The sequence below is a fragment of the Janthinobacterium sp. 64 genome (assembly GCF_002813325.1).
In the GTDB taxonomy this organism is placed as follows: domain Bacteria; phylum Pseudomonadota; class Gammaproteobacteria; order Burkholderiales; family Burkholderiaceae_D; genus Janthinobacterium.
Genome location: NZ_PHUG01000002.1, coordinates 28391 through 47929, shown reverse-complemented (window position 1 = coordinate 47929; position 19539 = coordinate 28391). Strand labels below are relative to the sequence as shown.

The following is a 19539-nucleotide window of genomic DNA, read 5'->3' as shown; positions in this document are numbered from 1 at the left end:
GGATCAAACATAACGCGCATCGAAGAAAATTGATTCCATGTATCGACCTTGCGCCACATCAAACCGTCAAGCATTGCGCGAATCGCTGGATCATTTCCCCCAAGACACCGGCGCAGTGCCAGCATACATGCCCTGTTCAGCCATACGCTGCAATGCGCTCCGAACAGCGCGTCGGCATACGGCTCGACGCTCGTCCGCCTGGACTGGCCATAGCGCAGCGGGACGAGCAACGTGAAAAGTCAAAGTCAAAGTCGGCGACCCGCCAAAGCCCAGCAGCAACCGCGCAAGGCGTTTAGCCGTGAGGGAGTTGACCCACGAACCCTGCCAAATCATTGGTAGTGATCTGGGCCCCTGCCTCGCGTCACTTATCTGGCACAGGTTGGGCCTCTTTCGCCCAACTGTCCGGTTCGAGGAGGTCGACTCCATAAGGCGGCTCGGGCCAGTCCTCGCCACCACCTTCCTCGTACTCTTCCGATGCCGTCCAAAAGCATAAGGCTTGTTCTGAAAAAGCCTGTCGCCAACTGGCTTCGTCATCGAGTATCGCCTGCGCTTGCGCTGATAGAGGCTCACCCTGCCTGCGCTGCTCGACGGCAGCGACCGCAGCAAGATAATCCCAGTACCGTAATTGATGGAGTGGCATGCTAATAGAATCGTCGTAAGGATGCGACGCTCTCCCGAACCACCCGGTCAGCCCTGTCGTGCCATCAAAAAGCGCGCGCGCAATGGCGGCCACTTCACCGCATAGACTGAACTGCCGTCGTGCGAACTGATGGTGAAACAGATACGCATACTGCCGCAGGACAAGGTGACGGTGGCTTTCATTGCTTTGCGCTTGCGTATCCCTTAGCCACCCTGCGTAAGACTGCATCAGAGCATTGGGGTGATTGCGACGGCAGTAATGCGCCTGCCATAACTTGGCTACAGTAGGATCCCGCATCAGGTTATTGGCCTGCCAGGCTGCCGGACTTCGCTCTACGTGAGCGCGCAGTCTGTCCCAGTGAACATCACATCCTTCCATGCGCAGCGCGAAGCGGAGGTGGTATAACCGGAACTCCGTGGCGATTCTGCTTTCCCCAATAGCATCAAAAAACTGCAGAGGCTTCTCATCGTAGACGGCCAGCAATTTAGCGATGGCTTGAGTTTCCGCCACAGTGAATGGCGAGCGCCCCGTCAGCCCGATGCTTGAACCATATGGATGCTTCCGGTGCTCCAGTTCCCACTCTAGCTCCAGTCCGTTCAGGTGCGCCCACTGCTGCCGCGTCCCTGCTCGTTGGATATCGTGAACACAAATCGCGAACATTCTTTCGACGAATACGTTGCGGACCTGCTTCCATAAATCGACATGGTCAGGTCGCCCTGCATTTTGCGGCCAGTGCAAAATGGCTTGCGGCAGTATCGCATCCAGAGCCTGCTGATGCACCAAAGCATCGCAAGCTGAATCGTCCGCCTGCTCCATGGCCCACCTTTCATGTGACGAGAGCGGTTCCGCACATTCTTGCGCCTCCATTCGCTTCCGATGGGAGTTACGCAGCGCCGATTGACGCCGTCGGAGCGCGATCGCCACACGAATAAACCAGCCTCGCGCGCAAGCTGGGTCTTGCTTGATAGCCGAGCAGGCGTTTCTATCCGCATTCGCCAAGTCGTCCAGCGCCAGATAGGCATCCGCCCGTGCTACAAACTCAGTTGCGCTTGGCAGCCCTGTTCGCCCTTTCGCCTCACTCGCTTCCTGGACCCGTAGCGCGTGCAGCGCAAAGGGTGCGATAGGCGGCGTGCGATCATCTTTGGAAACCGATAACTTTTCATCCAGCCTGTCCACCTTCAAATTCACCTGATGGTCAGCTAGAACGGTGCGTGCTGACGAGATACGGTCCAGCCAGTAGCGGTAGATTTCGAGTCGTTGTTGCATGCTTTGCTCGATATCGTCCAGCCTTTCATTCAATTTTTTCGCACCAATAGCACCAGTGACAACGCCTATTACGGTGGCTGTCTCCCCGTTGAAGAGCGCATCGAGGTCCAGCAGGTTACGTACGAGATTGTCAGTGTCAGGGCCACAAAGCTGTCCAAGTTGCTTGGGGCGGCTGTGCTTACTTCCCGAGTCTGCGCCTTCAAACAACTGCTCCTGATACAAATACTTATTCAGCGCACCACGTAAAGACATAGGACACGGCACCTTGCCTGTCAGTCGCTCGATCGTCGCCAAGACTCCATCACTTGCTTTTTTTCTAGCCATTGCACACTCCATTGTGGAGGCCGGGTCCGCAAATCGATACGGCCCGCCCCCTGGTATTGCATTCTGTTTTACTTGCGCTTCACTGCCGGCTTCGGAATGGCTCTCCCCTTGTCATATACCGGGCTTGTGGGATTTCCTTGATTTGCGCGATTATCATTCACTTGCTTATGAGCGATATTAGTCGGGTTATGCTGGTTCGCGTGGTGATCAGCTTGTTTCTGGTTCATTTAAATGCTCCTTCTGAAGTGGGTGGAGCTTGCAGTGTAGTTTTGTGACCGTAACAGAAAAGCATTTTCTCGCGCTTCTGCCGTAAGCCTCCGCTCAGCGCCGTCTTGAGTGCGGTAGCAATTTGATCGATGATGGCATCACCCCGCTGGGAAGCGGCGTGTTTCGATCAGTTGGAATCTTCGCGGCGAAGTGCCAAGGCAGGAATTCGTCGACCCGGTTGGCCCGGTGGTCAGCGCTGCGCATGAGCACATGGCGTAGCCAGGCCTCAGGATCGACGCCATTGAACTTGGCCGTCCCGAACAACGAGTAGATCACGCCGGCGCGCTCGCCGCCACTGCCGCCGTCGGTATACAGATAGCTACGGCGGCCAGTAGTCCCGGTAACACACCGGAGCTCAGGCAGCTTTACTTGAGCGCGGTTGGCGTCTCTCTGCAGGGTAGGGAGGACCGGCAAGCCAGACGCGGTCCCGTCGCTGGATCAGGCAAGGATATCGTCGCCCGCCTAGTACCTGGCCACCCCGCGTATTGCACGGTCTAATCCGGCAACATGGTCGATCAGCATGGGTGACGCAACAGTTACCGAAGCAGTCTCAGCGGATTAGTCAACAGCCAGCCACGCCGGCGCCGTGTACCTGATCGACCATCTGCCGCCGCCGTAAGATCGACTAGCAACACAGCACCTGGTCGCGATCTAGGCAGCACCGGGCGGCACCGCCCTGGTTCAGCAGTTGGTTGATGCAGTCAGCCGGGCAAGAGGGTGCGTCAGACAGCCGCGCTGAACCGTGCCATTCTCGACCAGGGGTGGGGCGAGTTCAGGCAACAACTCGCCACAAGATGGAATGGAATGGCGGCATGCTGCTTGCCGTGCCGCCGCACCACATCAGCCAGACGTGCCCGGATTAGGGATCGCTGGCGGTAACTGCTCGTATGCCACCGCTCCAACAACAAGCTGCTCCGAGGCTTACGAAAAGCCGCATTTCAAGAGACTGTCGAGTGCCTAGTGAGTTCGTGACAATTCACATGATATTTATCAACCACGCCCTCGGCATGCTTAGATAAATTTTAATTTTGTGAGAATCTGTGTATTTTTCACCCGGGCAAAATGATATTCTTTGTAGGAACTATCTGACACAACACTGGGTTTACTGGGTATTCGCACGCGAGTATGGCTAGGCCTATTTCAACAATTTATTGGCTCGAAGTTAAATGCAAGTTGACAAAGGTCTGTACATACACTCATCGGTAAAAGGGCTTCCAAAGTCACTGCTTGAAGTTGAGGGCGGCACTGTCACTGTTATCGCCCTCATGCAACGCAAGGCAGGGCTGAATCGTGATCGTAAGCGCGAAATACAGTCCGAGCCAAAAGTTTCTTCATGGGCTGATCAAGGCATTGCCACGTCCGTCTCGAAAACAGACAGAAATATCTTGACCGTATTCCTGAGCCCCGATCAGCGCTGGACTAGCTTTTGGGTAAGCGTGAGAAAGATCATGCACAGGGAACGTGTGGGGCCGAAGTTATACGCGCGTGCTGTCGATGTTCAATTGTTGGATGCCTACGATTCGGAGTGGAGGGATTTTTCCCTCGAAAACGATGTGCTCTTGGAAACCTGTGCCGAGTGGAAGCGCATACGCGAAGCGCTTGAGCGATTTTGGGCACGCAAGGAAAAGGAGCAGATGCCGCTTGGTGTGTTCATGCTATGGCCACGTTTAATTCAAGATTTGCAGCGCTGGCCGGAATTAGACGCAGAGCAACGGACAAGAGCTAGCCACGCTATATTCTCCCTATCGTCGATCGGATGGACGCACTGGTTCATTGATGAGTCGGTGTCGATTTGCCCTGACTTGATGTACGAACTTGGCGATTTGAGGAGCCCATCAATATTACGCGCGGAGTCGCCGCCTGAGCCGGACGCGCACCAATCCAAGATGCTGGACGACGAAGCGGGCGCAGATAGTACCGTGGACGAGTTGCCCCTGGACATCTCATCTGTGTGGGCGATGATCGGAGAGGAGCTAGCCCGGCTTCACGGGGAGTGGCAGCCTCCACCGTCGCGTCTACTACTTGGTAGGCTGATCGGACTAGGCAACGATGCAGCTCGGTTGTTGGATGCGATGCCGGACCAGGAGCCACCAGCTAGCATGCTCGCGCGCCGGCTGGACGTATTGTGTGGTCGACTAGAGGAGGCAGCTAGCTGCAGCGAGTTGTCTTGGCTAACCAGGGAGGACCTAAGTAGTATCATCGCCCGCTGGCATTTGGCACTGACCGACGCGCAGGAGGACGATGCAGTTCTACTGCTGGCCGACGATGCGGAATTGGCGATTGAGCGGGTTGTCATTGCGATTGATGAAATGCGATTGGCTCAAGCGGGCGTTGATAGCGCGAAGCAGGCTCTTGCGGCAATAGATGCGGAATTGGCTCGGCCAGCTTCGGCTGTCCGAAAGTTCGACTTGACCAATCGGCAGTTGCAGGCGAAGGAAGAACTCCTCGGAGCGGAACGCAAATACCCTGACGCTATGCTGTTTGTATTGGCGTCGGCATCGCCGCGCGGCGAGGCTTATGATCCAAACCTCGACTATGCCGCTGAGATGGCATCGCAGTTGAGCGGCGGCATAGCACTGCTGAACTCACATTTAAGTGACGTTCAAGACACCGCCGATGCCGAGGAATTTGTTCAGACCGTCGAAGACTCGGCGAACGCTGGGCAACCCGATGAGGCCGATGATACCGCGGAAACAAGGACCGGAGAGTACGAGTCGTCAGACGTGCCACTAGCGATCACTACAGCGCAAATTGACGTCTGCGGGAGCGACATATCGCCGGCGGATACAGCGCATACCGAAAAAGGACCAGAGCAGCTCGTCGAGACCGTGGAGGTAGTTAATGCGGTCGCCTCAACAGCCGAGTTGGCACGGTTTGACGAAGCTGGAGGGGCTGCGTCTGACATGTATTTCAATAACACGGCCGGCGAGCAGTGCCGCCCCATCTGGTCCTTGTTAAGAATGGGAATGCCTTCGCTTGCGTATCAGTTTGCCAATGCACTGCATGCCACATCCCCGAACCTCCGCGTTCCACCGCCAGCGTTGCTGCGCTCCGTGGCGCTGGCGCCTGGACTTATCGCGGGTGACGGACCATTGGCAATGTCGATTGGCGAGGCCTTCGGTGAAATCGACCAAGCATGGTTCGAGCCGGGAGACGCGCCGTCGAATTGGCACACCGCGCTTAATCTGCTTCTGATCGCTGCGACCCTCCGCCCGATGGTCTTGGCCCCGGCAATGGGAGCAGCCGTGATTGCCAGCTATCGCCATCTGAATGGCCGTTACTCGGCGCTGCTGCGATTGGTGCGCTTGGTGGGTGAAGTGAGCGAGCCGTTGACAGGTTTCGCGATTGGCCCCACCGTACTTCGTTCTGCGGCAGATGACGCGTCGCAAAAAGCGCAACTGGCGATGCTTCAGAAAGATGCTGAAGATTGGCTGCTCGAACGTGCCCCAAATAAGAAGATCCGTTACGCACCTGCATCCAAGGTCTGGCTGCATTGGTTGAAGCCTGGGGAGCCCATCCATAAACTGATTTCTCCGGTGATGCGCGGCGCCACGGAAGAGCGCAACGCTATTCGGATAGCGATCGAGGAGTTTTCGAACTACAATGCTTTCCAGGAGCGTGTAACAGACACCGATAGGCGTCAGTTGGGCCGCCGAGGCCAAGACATTGAAGCGGGTGCACTGGAGCACTTGTGGGTTCTTACCTGCGAGGCGGTAACGTTGGCAAAGGAATGGCTGGGCGCGGAAAGCATACTATCGGATGCTGGAGGGCGGTTGCGCGGTCTTGTCCGCCAGCTACAGGGAGCTTTTGATGCCCATGCCGAGCAAGCCTGTGCCGAACTGAATGAAAGCTGGGATGGCGATCAATGGGGCCAAGTCGACGCGGCCAGCCGTGTGTTGCGCACCGAAATCCAGGCCATTGTGAACATGTTCAGGCAAAGCGACACTGTGCCATTAGCAGAAATCCAAGCCAAGGAACTGCTTACGCGCGATCTTCTGCTTGTGCCAGGTATGTTCGTCTCGCACGAGTGGGGTATCGAAGCTGACGGCGTGCAGCTGTTACACTCCTTGGAAGCTTGGATCGCATCGCCTAGCGATGCGGCGGAAGCATTTGATGCCCACGTCGAAGCCGGAGATTTCGCCGGCGCGTTATTATTGCTAAAAGACTTGTCCGACGAGGGAGACGCCAGTGTCCGCAAGCAGTCGATTGATAAGAACAGGGACGCGTGGGCCAGAGACCTCCAGCGCAAAATCCAGGAGGCTCGTCGGGCATCGGAAGTCGGTCTCGCTTACGGTTACCTGAGCGATGGCGAACGCGCAGCGTGCGAGGGTGAACTTAGCGCTGTGGAACTGAGTCAGCGAGATATTGATCGCTTCGATCAGGCCGTGGCGCGAGTCGAGGCTGTTGCCAGCAAGATCGAACAGCAAAAGGCTCATCGAGTCCAGGATGCCTGTGATGAGTTTGAGCGTGAAAAGTTTAGTCTTTCTGAAGAAGTGGCTAGGCAGGTAGCAGCACCGCTCGCACGTTCGGATATCCATACGTTTAATGAGTTGATGCAGCGAGTAAGGCAAGATATGGAACCTTGGCCCGAGCGCGACCTGCGCAAGGACTCGTTCCGGAAGTTTTTCCCGGCGCAGCAGGCTGAATTGCTGAGTCAGCTCGCGCGGTTGGAGGCATCGGACGTGGACAAACTGATCCGCACGGGCGGTGCCGTTGGGCCGCTTTCCTTCGATCTAGAGGGTGATGAGCCGGCGCGAGTGGAAGCTGAGAGTGTCTACCGGGCATGGGCATTGTCTGTCGCCAAGCGAAGTATGTCGCGTGACAACCTGCGCAAGATCCTGGATGCGCTGGGGTTCACGGCTCCATTGGTCGACCAGGGGAGGGGAGCATGGTCACTCCAGGTGGCGCCCATCGTGGACCGCGAAGTGTGCCCGGTGCCGCATTTTGGCTCGCGCGCGCAGGGGCGATATCGCGTGGTCGTCCTGACTGATCGGTTGACGCCGGAGGACTTGCTTCAGCGAATCGGTGAGACCAGCCAACAGACCGCTACTATTGTGCTGGTGCTTTCGCGTAGTCCGGCACGATTTTGGCCCGAGCTCGCACGCCTCTCCAAAGATCGCCAGCGCTCCTTCCTCCTGCTCGACGAGTCGATCCTGCTGTTCTTGCTTGCCCAGCGCGGATCGCGCCTCGCGACCTGGTTTGACGTCGCCTTACCTTTTACTTACAGCGAGCCCTACGACGCTAGTGCCGGGTTTGTTCCTCCGGAGATGTTCTATGGGCGGGTTGCTGAACTTGAAGCGGTGAAGGCCCAAGGGGGCTGCTATTTCATTTATGGAGGCCGCCAACTGGGGAAAACCGCTTTGCTTCGGCGGGCTGAAAAAACCTTCCACAATCCATCGACCGACCATTATGCGGTGTGGATCGACTTGCTCGCGCAAGGGATTGGTGAGCGCCGCCCCGCGATCGACATGTGGCTCTCCGTGTACGACAAGCTCCGTGAGCTGAAGATCACCGGTTTGGATATGCCTCCCGTCAATCCGGCTAAGCCGACTTCCATTGATGCATTCCTCGCGTCGATCAAGACGTTCTTGGCTATGGCGCCGGCGCGACGGATCTTGCTGCTCCTCGACGAGGCTGACCACTTCTTTGAACAGGATTCCCACTGTGGCGGCACATACGCTGAAACCCGGCGGTTGAAGCAACTCATGGATGAGACGGATCGACGGTTCAAGGTCGTTTTTGCCGGACTGCATAATGTTCTTAGGACGGCGAGTACCTCCAACCAACCGCTTGGACACCTGAATGAGGCAGTTCGGATCGGCCCCTTAATGGATGAGCGCGAGATTCGGGCAGCGGAGGAACTCATTACTCGGCCGATCGAAGCCGCGGGCTTTGAGTTCGATGACCGCAGCCTCGTCATGCGTGTGCTAGCCCAGACCAACTACTACCCGAGCCTGATCCAGTTGTATTGCACTCAGTTGCTTAGGCATCTGCGCGAAACGAAGCTGAAACGCCGCGATGTTGCTGGCCCACGCTTTAAGATTCAAGAAACGGACATCGAATCGGTCTTCTCCGGACGTCCGCTGCGCGAGGCCATCCGCTCCAAATTCCGGCTCACCCTCCAACTGGATGCGCGCTATGAGGTGATTGCCTATGCCATTGGCCTGGAGGCACTCACCCGCGGCTATGACCACGTGAAGGGTATTGACTGGCGATCAATCTGGCAGGATTGCGCGAATTCCTGGTGGCCTGAAGGGTTTGCAACGACCTCCGAACGAGATTTCCTCGCCCTGCTGGAGGAGATGGTCCAGCTCGGGGTGCTGAGCCAAGCTAAAACAGCCGAGTGCTTCAGTCTGCGTAATCCGAACGTATTGCTATTGCTGGGAAGTAAGCAGGAGATAGAGAACACCCTACAGGCCGAACGTGAGCCGAGGATCGAATTCAAGTCTACGATTTTCCGCCCCACGCTCGGAGGGCGCGTCGATAATCCGGCGCGCAATCCGCTGACCTATCGCCAGCTTGACGAAGTTGTACAGATGCGTAGCTCAGTTTCGCTCGTGGCTGCCAGTGAGGCATCAGGCATCGATAACCTGTTACCAGGCTTGCTAGACCAGCCTGGAATGGCAGACAGCCGGCTTTTCATACAGCTGGATGGGGCAGCAGACCAGAAGAGCTTCGCACTAGAGCTTGGCAAAGAGATTAAGAGACGTGTCACCGATGGTATTACTGTGATGCTGGTGCCACCGTCCGTGCCGTGGAATACAGAATGGGTGGAAGCGGCACAGGCAAAGGTAAGGGCGCTGACGTCGGCCACTAGTTTCGTTTCTGTGGTGTTCGTCGCCGATCCTCAGCGTTTGTGGGCTCTTGCAGCCACTATTGGAGAACAGGATGAGTGGTTCGAGCCGTGGTTGTCGGTGCTCCCATGGGCGCGAGGATTCGTTCGAAAATGGCTCGAGGAACTGCAGTTACCGACCGATAACGTTGATCGCCTTGAAGCCCTGACGGGTTTCTGGGGCGGGTTGCTCGAGTCTGCTGCGCGCGTGAAGACACTCGATTTTGTAAATAACTTGGAGCGAATGACTAAGCTTCTGACCGATTACGAATGGCGGCTCAACAATCGACTCCGGCTAACTGGCGGGATTGAGGAGGCCGAGGCTGTGCTGGCGACGCTGCAAGGCTTGGGCGATGGTGTCAGCGAGAACGACATTATCGAGTATGGGGGGCTGCCGGGTGATGTCGTCAAGCGCGCGCTTCGATGGGCTGAGCCACTGGGGCTGGTGATCCGCCAGCCAGGAGCGACCTGGGCCCTTGATTCGTTCGCCAAACGCATGTTTGGGGATGCCGGCTGATGAAGTGGTATACCTTGCCAGGTCCCGCCGATTTTATCGATGGTGTCATGCAGCAAATGCGCGATGGCATTAGCGTTGTCGTCGCTACGCCGAACTTTGCTCAGCCCAATTTAGAGGACGCGTTCGTTGAACAGCTTAGACATACACATTGGGCGCCTGAAAGGGTGACGATCGATTCGCCTGGGGATCCGCTCAAGTGGCTTACAGATTCACTTTACCTTGAGCCGGTGCAGTGGGTTGGTTGGAATGCCGAAAAACTATGCAGCCAGCTAAGAGCTGGCCAACTGATAGTAATTGAGGGTGTGACAGCGTTAAATTGGGATGCTTGGTGGACGTTTCTGCGCGACTTCGAAGTTGCGAGTCGTCAGCGGGCATCTGACGAGCGTCCAGTCTTGTTGGTTTTTGTTCGAGGTGTACCTCAAAAGTGCCTTCAGGCTGAGAGGGCGGCATTGACTACCAGTATTTGGAGTGGAGTATTCGGCGAACTGGACACACTGACTTACGTTGATCAGCGTCTGCGGTGCATCCGCAAGCGTGCCCGCCATCACAAACTCATCGTGCGCCAAATTGCTGCGCTAGCGCTGTGGGATCTTGATCTCGCTGACTATCTAATAAATCAGCCTGAACGGGATGTGTTTGATATCGAAGTTATACTGCAAGCCGCGCGCTGTGCTCTTGGCCGCGGCGATAGCACGCTGGGAAGCAATTGGGAAAGTGGTGGTTTAGACCACTTCGACGGTGTTGATATGCTACATCCATTTGCTTTGCTCGACGGTAGTGATCCTGCGAAAGAGCTGCAGCGGCGAATGTGGACTGCGCAGGCTGCCGAATTGCTGCCGCTAATCGAAGTTCGGCGAAGAGAGCTGGTCCGGAGCCTGGAGCGACATGTGCCCTGTCCGTTGTGGATTGATAGCAAACGCCAAATTCGATCTCTCGAAGAACTTGAGATTGGCTCCTTAGCTTATGTGGCGCAGACCCGTGGAATTCGTGGCGAACTCAAGGATCGGGCCGAATGGCTCGCACGGTGCCGGAATATTCTCGCGCACCTCGGCTTGTTGAGCGACGGGGATGCTTTGGATCCAAGACTTTATCAGTGATTCGCCCAGGAAATCCGAGCAGAGAGTGTCGTACGATTAAGCCTCACGCTACACAACGAACAACTGTGTGCTGAACCAGCTCAGCTTTCGCTGCCAGCATCCATCTCATTCACGCAGCGATGACGCTCAGATCCGTTGCCTGGGCCGGCCAGCCCGCCAACAGCTCTAGATTCCATTTGGCCGTTTCGTAGCCATGCCGGGCGATAAGGTCGAAGCTTGGCTCCGTCATGCGGCACAGTGTCGTACGGTACGCCGCAGCTAACCTTGCTTCAGCCTCCGATAGCCAGCAGTAGGCCTGTAGCCGTGCCGCAATCGGTTCGCGGCCTGCGGCGCATCGATGGATGCTGGTACCGGCTGTCGCCCCGATACCCAGGTAGGCACCAGATTCGGACTCCCGCTGGAGAACGTTCATTAGCGCACGAACACGCAGCGACCTGGTTTGGTCCAGAGCAATGTCGACGATACGCTCGAACCGAAATGGATTTAGGGGGTGCAGGATTGGCTTTCGTCCTAGAGCTGCGCCGGCGTCGGACACGAGTAGGAACTTTGCCTGGAGGTCCAACGTCTCGTCCCGCTTGAGTGTCTGTTTGCCAATATCAAATAGCGGTTCGATGCCGAGGTTGTCGTACAATCCGCCGTCATACAGATGCAGCCGTTTGAAAGGCGGCGCGAACGGTACAGCACTTCCCTGCCCTTGCCCCCATTCCCCGGGACGCTTCCTCCATTGGAAAGCTTTGGTTTTTACCGAAAGCGGTCCAATGCCCCCCGGGAACGCGGCTGAAATGGCCATGGCCTTGGCTAGGCTAAACTTTTCGACACTGGCGTAGCCTAGCTCGTAATCACCCATCGTCATGCGCTTGAACCTGAATCGGCGTCCTGTTTCGGCGGTCGTACAGTTGATAGACCAGGACGGTACATTATCGATCGCAGCGAGGTCTCCATTCACGCCCCAAGTCGCTTCGATCGCCTGCGCGAGGACATTTGCCCGTGATAGCAGGAAGCGCCAGTTGAGCGGGTTGATGATCAGGCGGCGCAGGGCCGACCGTTGCAGGGATTTTGTGGTCAGAATTTGCCGGAAGCGAGGGAATACCATAGAGAGGTATGCTTCGGAGCTGGGCCAAGAATAGTCGTTTAGGTAGAAAACCATGCCGACGAACAGACTCCCTCCAGATACGGACGAGATGTGCACGACGTCCCCCAGTCGTCCCTGCTCGGCCAAGTAACGCATCACGCCGGAGTGAAACGCCGCCGCCCGCACACCGCCTCCCGACAGCGCCACGCTGAAAGCTCGCTGCTCTGCAGTCATTTCAGTCATGTGTGCAACCCTCCTTGATCGTAATTGATATGTCACGGTCTGCGACGATAAGCATCAGTGCGGGTACTCCGTCTAGTGACAGTGTGTCCGCGAGGTAAGCGAGCAACGTCTGGTCGGCGGCGCTTGGCATTGCCGATGCGTGCTGCGGGTGCGAATGCCACTCTCCGAGGTAGCCGACGATGTTGGCCGTTCGCCCAGCCGCTTCTGCAATGGCCTCGGGTAGTCCTGTTGCACCGCGGCTGAAGCTGGTTCTGTTGGCGTCGCTGTCTCTTGGTGCCGGTAGAACGTCGACGAGGTGGATCGCGTCACGCTTTTGGTCCACGTAACCAAGGAGCACGCCACCCGTTTCGTTCGGCAGTGACTGGTCGCGTAGGTGGCGAACTTTCCTCGCCAGTTCCTCGTCCCACACCACCCGCCATTTGCCGACTTTGCGTTCCACAGATGGGGCCACCGTAACCACATTGACGGAAACGGCGCCGCTTTCCTCGTCTACGGTCCATACCCGGATCTGCGAGTCAGGCTGAGTCGCCAGTAGTCGGACCTGTCTGGCTAGAGTCGCTCCGTGCAATTGGACGAGTTCATGGGCGAGCACGCCGGACAGATCTCGACAGCCAGCACCAACCCAGTAGCTGCCCTGATGACCAGCCAAGTGGGTAGCGCCCCAGTCGGAATTGAGCAAGCCGCGGTAATATTGCGCTTCCAGACATGCCAGACGCGCTGACCGTGCTTCGTCCTCGAATAGTAATACGCCACTCCGTCCTGACGGGGTTATGAAGGTGGATACCATTCGTGGCATATCATCGCGATCAGACAGGTCGCGCGGCACTTCGAGAGTAGTCGTCGCATCGACAAACAGGTGGGCTTCGCAAACTGCGCGTTGTACGTCCGGGTTCTCATTGTCCGTGGCATTGGCGTAGACCGCCTCGGGTTTTACGCTGGATGGCCAGTTCAGTTCTCCCATCTGTGCGACAACATCAACCTTCGCCCAACCGATGTGCAGATCCTTACCGATGTGGCGGACAAGATTGTGTGGTAGCAGGATATCATCGTCGACGTAGGTCCAGCGGCCCCACGCTTCGCGACTCCAGATTTCAGCCATGCTGCTACCAAGCGCACCTACTCCTGCCAGGATACCCCGGAAGTCTCCGGCGGCATTGTCCACGCCAGAGGCTCTGTGCACATCCGCGGCACCGAAGGCGACCTTGACGTCGATCGGTTCAATTGGCAGACCGCGCCATGCTTTTGGGGACTCGTCTGCGGTAGTATCCCGTGAGAGTGAAAGGGTATTGGATACGTATGCTTTCCCGTCCCGGCCGTCGAAAAACGCACCGGTGTCAAGGCCGAGCCGGCTGAGAGGGGCCCCGCGCACGACGAATCCGGAAACGTCGACTCTCTCCGGCGTTTGGCTGCCAGCTCGCGTGACGGGAATCTGTAACAGCAGCAACGTATGCTGAGCCGCCGGGTCGTGCAACGGCATGCCAGAACCAGACATCGCTTGCTTCGCGGCTTCCTGTAGGGGTGCGAGAAGCGTCGAGCCACGCGCGACCAGTTGGTCGTGCAGTGCACATAAATCGGCCGGATAGCGTTCGATCCGCGTTGAGAGGGCCGGCGGCACGGCGACGACCAAGATATCCAGGCCGAAGTCATCGCGGGCAGCGTGTTTCTCGGGCCGCGGGCCGAACGCCCCGCGTAACATGGTGCCCTTGTCACGTGATCGCGCGCACGCGAGGTGAAGCACCTCCGTACGCCGGGCCACTCGCTCGTTGAAGTCGGCCGGCAGCACAATTTGATACGGGGAGACAAAGTACAGGCGCTCCAGTGGTTGGTCTGTGCGATGGAGGGTGCCGGCAGAGGTCTCGCGCAGCCACCACAGGATACGTTGTAGATGCTTTTCAGGGGTCCAAGTACGCTCCACCGCGCTCCAAGGCTCAAAATAGAGGCATAGTGAGGTAGGTTCGCCGTTAAAAATGCTGTTCTGGTGCGCGGTTGCCGGAAATCCGGTGCGTAGCGCCCTGACCTCATGAGGCGTCAAGAGGCCAGGCCCGTGCAGCAGCAACAGGCGCTCCTTATTGTGGATGCCGATCAGGTTCCTCGAAGGCACCGTGCCGTCGCAGCAATCGACTACAATCCCGTCAATAGCCGGTTTGCTGACGTCGGATGGATTCGAGATTTTCCTCAATTCGACGACCGAGAAGGCCGGATGCCTATGGCAGGCGGCCAGCATCTGCCTGCTTTGGGCATGTGCCAGCTGCTCCGGTGCCAGGCCCGATAGCACTTGGCCGAGCGCATGGTATGAGCGGATCACTTAGCCAGCCCTCGGCGCCGGTTTGGAGATGATGATGCATGCAGCCGACGCAGCAGCACTCACGAGAGACAGCCCCTGCGCCTCGACCTTAAACTCCAGCGGCTGAGGACGGGTAGCGTTCGGTTCCTCCATCGTTACAAGGAATTTGGCACCATTCGTCTTGTCCAGATAGCGCTGATAGCACCTCTTGGCCTGAATGTGAGGCGGCTGGATTTGCTCCCGGCCCTCTTTGGTGTCGAGGATAGGGCAGCTGGAACTGACGATGTAGCTCCCTTCTTTCCCAGCCAACAGGATATCTTCGACGTACGGTTTCGGTACCGTCTCATACGTGCCCTTCACATCGCTCAGGGCAAGATAGCTGCAGTGATGGGGGATGTTGTACAGGTCCCATGCGAGTCTGTCCATGTTGCCATGGGCCTTCGTGGTCTTGACAATGTCCTCCAGCACGCACCACTCCGAATCGCCAACTGCCAGGAAATCGTAGTGGCTCTCGCCCTGACGGAAGCGGACATTGAAGATGAGCGAGGCCGCGTTACGCAGGTCATCTCCCTCGTCCACGTGCTTGATAAAGGGTGAGTGGCAGAAGAATTCAACGCCGTCTGCGTCCAAGGAAAGGTCCGGTGCGATCTTGCCAGCATCGGTTATGAGATGGCGCCGCGATTCGAGCGTCAGCCCATTTTCCTCCAGCCAGCCCTTCAGCTTCTCGGGTTTCGAAAAGACGCGGATGCCCGTGCCTTGCTTCAGGCGGTAACGCGCCTCTTGCCGCCAGATGATGAACTCCGCGGATTGTTGATCGTTCGTCGCGTTCTCGAGCACCAAGGCGGCGGGGACCCACAGTGTATCGATCTTAACCCTTCCTTCACCCTGGTATTTGGCGGCGTGCGTCAACTCGAAAAACTCAGTACTGTTCTCGATATGGTCGGAATCGCCGTGGGTGAACGCCACCACGTCGAACGAATTACGTCTCGCGTCTTTGAGCTCCTTTTTGAGGCGGGCTTTGAGGTTGATTTCTGGGCCTTCGCCCGTTTCGGTTTTTTTGCGATGGCGATAGTCCATCAGAATGCGTTTGCCGTTCTCCAAAATGATCTGGCAGGTGTCGCCATTGCCGACAGGGTAGAACACAATTTTATGAGCCATGTTAATTATTTCCTTCAGCAAACATTTACAGATGGACTCTTCGTCCTCAGTAGTTTTAGAAATTACTCGTTGCATTTTTATTGAAAAACTCACAGCGTCTGCTTTCAGGTTGGTCTTCAAACCGTTGAAGCTGACGAAGGCAACTGTAGTTCTTTCGAAAAATTTGTTATAGGAGTAATATCGGAGCTTTATTGATTAAGAGCAATGTTGGCATGGCTGCTTACCTCGGAAACTTATTCAAGCGCATAGGCTACTTATTGCCACCGATGTTGGCCGAAGATGATGTAAGACAGGACTTGGATCGAAGCACTTTGGCTGACCGATTGGGTGATATTGCTACGCAGGGGGAGATAGAGGCCACCTTAGCCACTGTCGAACGGTTGTTCTGTGCCCTTGCCATGCTTGATCTTGCCAGTGCTGCCAGAGGGACTTGGCGATTCCAGTCCTACGCTGCATGGTTAGTAGCGCGTTCCCTGCTTGAGACTATGGCAACTGACCTGCACACTATTGTCGATCCTGGCTACTGGGGGACGCAGGCCAGTGACAGCGATATTGATGAGCAACGCGCCTTATTACGCCGGCTTGAAACTGGCCGCTTGCGCTATCACCCAACACAGGAATCCAGACCTATCCGTTTCGTCTATGTCGCATGGGGTGTGATTCGCGTAGGTGATAAGTTTCTGTTGTACGCGCGGGAAGATAAAAAACGTGCCGATGCGCAAGGATACTTTGGCTTGCCGGGCGGTCGCTTCAAGTTGAGCGATGTCCCGTTGGCAGCGCGGCCGCAGGAAGCGGAATACGATTTCGCCTATGGGGCCACTCACTGGCCAATGCAATATCTTCAGCGCTCACTGTTTCGTGAGTTACATGAAGAGCTGGGCCTGTCGGAGCAAGATCATTACACGTGCGGCGAAGCTCTCGACGTCCCGCCTTATTGCCGAGTTGAAGGTGCTAGGAATCATCATGCGTATACCGAATATCGAATTCGTCTTTTCCCGCTGCGACTAAATACCCTCGGCGTCGTTAAGCTTTTTGAGAGGCTACAGCTATATCCAGAATTATTCGCTTGGTTTACTGCGGACGAATTAGGTGTAGAGCGTAATCTCGATGGGCAGCGCGCTTTTGTTACCGCGTTAGTTGAACATTTTGGTACCGGAATGGAAGCAATGGCAGCTTTGCCGCTAGCGATCGATGAACCTTATCTATTTTCCACTCCCCACGTTGGGGTGGATATTCCACTTACGTTTGACGGTAATCTGACGAGCGGTCGTAGCGGCAAGCCCTTGAAAGTATATGCAGCGCAATTGACAGAAACGGAGCATGGGTGGTTGTGGGCGCTGGCCTGGCATGCGAAATCGCTGCCATTTACTGGCGGCCTAGGAAGTAAGTTATTGCTTCCGCATGGCTGGGTCCGAATCGACGATCTATCTGCCGTACAGAGTCTTCGAGCGAAACTGGAGACGAGTAATTTGAGACTGGTGCAGATACTGGATAATCAATATGCGCGCTTGTCCATAGATCCGCGCCATATCTACTTCGCCTCCCAATTTTTCAGCTATCAACTGCATGGAGACGTGCGTACTTGTAGCCTCGAATTATTTTGCGCCACTCTAGAAACGCCCTTAGGCCGGGTCCAGCATGAGCCTGTGAGCGTGGGACTGAATATGACTTTAGCGGCGGAATTGCGTCATGTCAGTGGTTTGGAGCTTCTCGCTGACACGACGCCATCATCAGAGCACGTACGTCGCATGCTGGACGAGGCCTTGGGGGCACAGGCCAAAAATCTTGGGTTGCGGCAATTAATCACTGGTCTATCTTACGAGCGCAAGCATTGGAAATTTACGATACCACCACATTCCACAACGAGCCATCGATACTAAAACACCCATCCAAGCGCTCAAAGAATGGCAGCAAAAGAAGCCGGAGTTAGTCGTAAAGCGCGTTTATGATCAAACGGGACTGGACACCTAAGCTTCCGATGGCGTTTTGCTCCAATGGCACCGCCCGCTTCCGCCCGAGAGTAACCATTCCTCAGCAACTAAGAGACTAGCTTCGCTTTCGCTCCGCGAGATTTGAGATTGTTACCACAACATTTCTCGATTTTCGGTTGACCCGTGCAGTACTGATTACCACCGCGTCAGCTGGTTTTTCTGCGACGATGTATAGCTCAAAAATTCGGTCGTCACCATCGGAAAACGTTCCAAGCGTTAGATTTTTCGCCCACTCCTCAGGCATTTGTTCGTATCCGTCGAGCGCAGAACGAGTCGCCACTCGGGCGATTTCCTGCAGCTCGTCTAATTCCTTCGGCGCTGTCGATATGCCTGGAACTCGTTCCATTGTTGACCTGACGTTTCACACGGACTGGAATGAAGGGCCGCTTTTGGCCTATTGTGTTGAAAAACGCGCGTACGTCGAAATTTAGATAGAAAATCTGCCAACCTAGACTGGCCAGAACCGCCGCTATTGAACGATCACCGACTGATTGGAGGTCTCAGTCCTCCTGAAATGGCTGCCGTGCGACTTTTTCAACACAATAGACCCAAAGCCTTCCTGGCCCGGCGTGCTTGTTGACCTAGACACTTAATTCACAGAGAAACAGCCTGCGAGGCTTAATCCTTTAAAACGATCAACTTGGCGCGGGCTATACGCAGCAAAGTCTAATTCCACCGGCTTATGGGGATGGGGTCGGTCTCCTCGCGTGGGATCCGAAGAGAAGACACTCACTCCTGGCCTTATGCTGTGCGCCAGCCCGGAGTGCCAATTGGCATGGGCTCCATGGTGCATTACCTGAAAAACAAGAACATGCTGCATGCGTCTAGCGCCTAGGTGCTTGAATAGACTTGACAAGCGTTTTGGGGTATCCAAATAGCCATCACCAGTGTAGATAACATTGACCATATCGAAGTGATGAAAAACACATATGGGCGCGTAATTGGCAGCCATTGGAATGGTGCATCCGCACCTTGCCATTCGCGCGGCACCTAAACTACCAGCGTACATGAACATGGAAATAATATTACGTTGCTTGCTACCGACAAAACGCGCTTCGTAAAGAGCCTTTAGGCGTTTTAAAACATCATCCTTGAATGCCTCGCAAGGCGCCTTCAGCAGCCATTCCAGCTTAGCTGACGCATCCGCTAAGAATGACGCATCCGGCTTCTTTTTAATGGTTGCATCCTGATAAGGAACAAACTCCCAAATGCCACGAATGCAAAGGCGTCCGCCTGGCCGCAGCATCGACACCTTCGCTATGCCCTGCAACGATCCGCGATTTACCTCCCAAGACTGCCAGTCATCCTCTGGGGCCCCTTCATCTATCGTCAATACCGGCGGTTCATTCCGATTTACGAAGTTATCGTCGCCATCGGGCGAAGCATTCTGATCACCCGCAACCGCCCAAACGATGTGATCAACCTGAACGCCCTGCATCGCGGCGATGGCGCCAACCGGATCCAGAATAAATGCTCGATCACGTTTCGATACGTATACGCCATTTCCAAAAACTATGGCGGCACGTTGCCAAGGAACCAAATAAGGCATAAGCAGGACTTCGACGTGAAAATTCAACAGCAAATTTACAAGGCCGCTAATGTGGTCTTTATCAAAATGTGATATGACGACCAGACCCAACCGGGGTTTTGCGGCTCCGCCCAGCGCCGTCTTCAGGAGTTTGGATGCATTGTTGACGAGCGCATTTGAGGAAAGGGTTCCGCAGTCATACACCCATGAAAAGAACGGTTGCGTAGGCATATGCAGTTCTTCATATAGATGGCCAGAAGCGTACAAACCCTGACCTACGGGATGAAAATTCAATTGCGTTCTAATCTCGCGTATCATCT

At 55.9% G+C, this 19539-nt stretch carries 10 protein-coding genes and 2 pseudogenes; 5 read left to right on the top strand and 7 right to left on the bottom strand.

Going from position 1 to position 19539, the window contains the following annotated elements; translation table 11 throughout:
• Positions 1–361 precede the first annotated feature (361 nt).
• The 3 genes from CLU91_RS26730 to CLU91_RS26720 form a co-directional block, all read right to left on the bottom strand.
• Positions 362–2230 (bottom strand): hypothetical protein, encoded by a 1869-nt coding sequence (locus CLU91_RS26730; RefSeq protein WP_157814833.1) that lies wholly within the window; start codon positions 2228–2230, stop codon positions 362–364.
• 68 nt (positions 2231–2298) lie between these two features.
• Positions 2299–2457, bottom strand: a complete 159-nt coding sequence (locus CLU91_RS28325) for a hypothetical protein (protein WP_198521521.1) — start codon at positions 2455–2457, stop codon at positions 2299–2301.
• Positions 2458–2551: 94 nt separating this feature from the next.
• Entirely contained in the window at positions 2552–2773 is a 222-nt protein-coding gene (locus CLU91_RS26720) for a transposase domain-containing protein (RefSeq protein ID WP_442906615.1), read from the bottom strand.
• Positions 2774–3199: 426 nt separating this feature from the next.
• On the opposite strand from CLU91_RS26720, the pseudogene CLU91_RS28850 reads away from it, so the two are divergent.
• From CLU91_RS28850 to CLU91_RS26705, 3 genes and pseudogenes are all read left to right on the top strand, one after another.
• A pseudogene (locus CLU91_RS28850) lies at positions 3200–3354 on the top strand (zinc ribbon domain-containing protein); the annotation flags it as partial.
• A gap of 309 nt (positions 3355–3663) precedes the next feature.
• Positions 3664–9846 (top strand): hypothetical protein, encoded by a 6183-nt coding sequence (locus CLU91_RS26710; RefSeq protein ID WP_100876974.1) that lies wholly within the window; start codon positions 3664–3666, stop codon positions 9844–9846.
• On the top strand, positions 9846–10943 hold the full coding sequence (locus CLU91_RS26705) for a hypothetical protein (RefSeq protein ID WP_100876973.1): 1098 nt from the start codon (positions 9846–9848) through the stop codon (positions 10941–10943). The genes CLU91_RS26710 and CLU91_RS26705 overlap by 1 nt, the downstream gene beginning before the upstream one ends.
• 109 nt (positions 10944–11052) lie before the next feature.
• On the opposite strand, the gene CLU91_RS26700 is transcribed toward CLU91_RS26705, so the two are convergent.
• The 3 genes from CLU91_RS26700 to CLU91_RS26690 form a co-directional block, all read right to left on the bottom strand.
• A complete protein-coding gene (locus CLU91_RS26700; protein ID WP_100876972.1) occupies positions 11053–12258 on the bottom strand; it encodes a patatin-like phospholipase family protein in 1206 nt (401 codons plus the stop codon).
• Entirely contained in the window at positions 12251–14482 is a 2232-nt protein-coding gene (locus tag CLU91_RS26695; protein ID WP_157814832.1) for a Mov34/MPN/PAD-1 family protein, read from the bottom strand. The genes CLU91_RS26700 and CLU91_RS26695 overlap by 8 nt, the downstream gene beginning before the upstream one ends.
• An 81-nt stretch (positions 14483–14563) precedes the next feature.
• Complete coding sequence (locus CLU91_RS26690) at positions 14564–15700, bottom strand: hypothetical protein (RefSeq protein WP_100876970.1); 1137 nt, start codon at positions 15698–15700, stop codon at positions 14564–14566.
• A gap of 212 nt (positions 15701–15912) precedes the next feature.
• Between CLU91_RS26690 and CLU91_RS26685 the strand changes: the two genes are divergently transcribed.
• Both CLU91_RS26685 and CLU91_RS26680 read left to right on the top strand, forming a co-directional pair.
• Complete coding sequence (locus tag CLU91_RS26685) at positions 15913–17580, top strand: hypothetical protein (protein WP_157814831.1); 1668 nt, start codon at positions 15913–15915, stop codon at positions 17578–17580.
• Positions 17549–17671: pseudogene (locus CLU91_RS26680) on the top strand (IS481 family transposase); the annotation flags it as partial. The gene CLU91_RS26685 and the pseudogene CLU91_RS26680, both read left to right, overlap by 32 nt.
• A gap of 609 nt (positions 17672–18280) precedes the next feature.
• On the opposite strand, the gene CLU91_RS26670 reads toward CLU91_RS26680, so the two are convergent.
• Positions 18281–19513: a hypothetical protein gene (locus CLU91_RS26670; RefSeq protein WP_157814830.1), complete on the bottom strand. Its 1233-nt coding sequence runs from the start codon at positions 19511–19513 to the stop codon at positions 18281–18283.
• Between the last annotated feature and the right edge of the window lie 26 nt (positions 19514–19539).

Excerpts from the sequence above, each read along its gene's own strand:
- CLU91_RS26730 (WP_157814833.1), bottom strand. The coding sequence starts at position 2,230 with ATGGCTAGAAAAAAAGCAAGTGATGGAGTCTTGGCGACGATCGAGCGA.
- CLU91_RS26700 (WP_100876972.1), bottom strand. The coding sequence starts at position 12,258 with ATGACTGAAATGACTGCAGAGCAGCGAGCTTTCAGCGTGGCGCTGTCG.
- CLU91_RS26695 (WP_157814832.1), bottom strand. The coding sequence starts at position 14,482 with ATGCTGGCCGCCTGCCATAGGCATCCGGCCTTCTCGGTCGTCGAATTG.
- CLU91_RS26690 (WP_100876970.1), bottom strand. The coding sequence starts at position 15,700 with ATGGCTCATAAAATTGTGTTCTACCCTGTCGGCAATGGCGACACCTGC.
- CLU91_RS26705 (WP_100876973.1), top strand. The coding sequence starts at position 9,846 with ATGAAGTGGTATACCTTGCCAGGTCCCGCCGATTTTATCGATGGTGTC.
- CLU91_RS28325 (WP_198521521.1), bottom strand. The coding sequence starts at position 2,457 with ATGAACCAGAAACAAGCTGATCACCACGCGAACCAGCATAACCCGACT.
- CLU91_RS26710 (WP_100876974.1), top strand. The coding sequence starts at position 3,664 with ATGCAAGTTGACAAAGGTCTGTACATACACTCATCGGTAAAAGGGCTT.
- CLU91_RS26685 (WP_157814831.1), top strand. The coding sequence starts at position 15,913 with ATGGCTGCTTACCTCGGAAACTTATTCAAGCGCATAGGCTACTTATTG.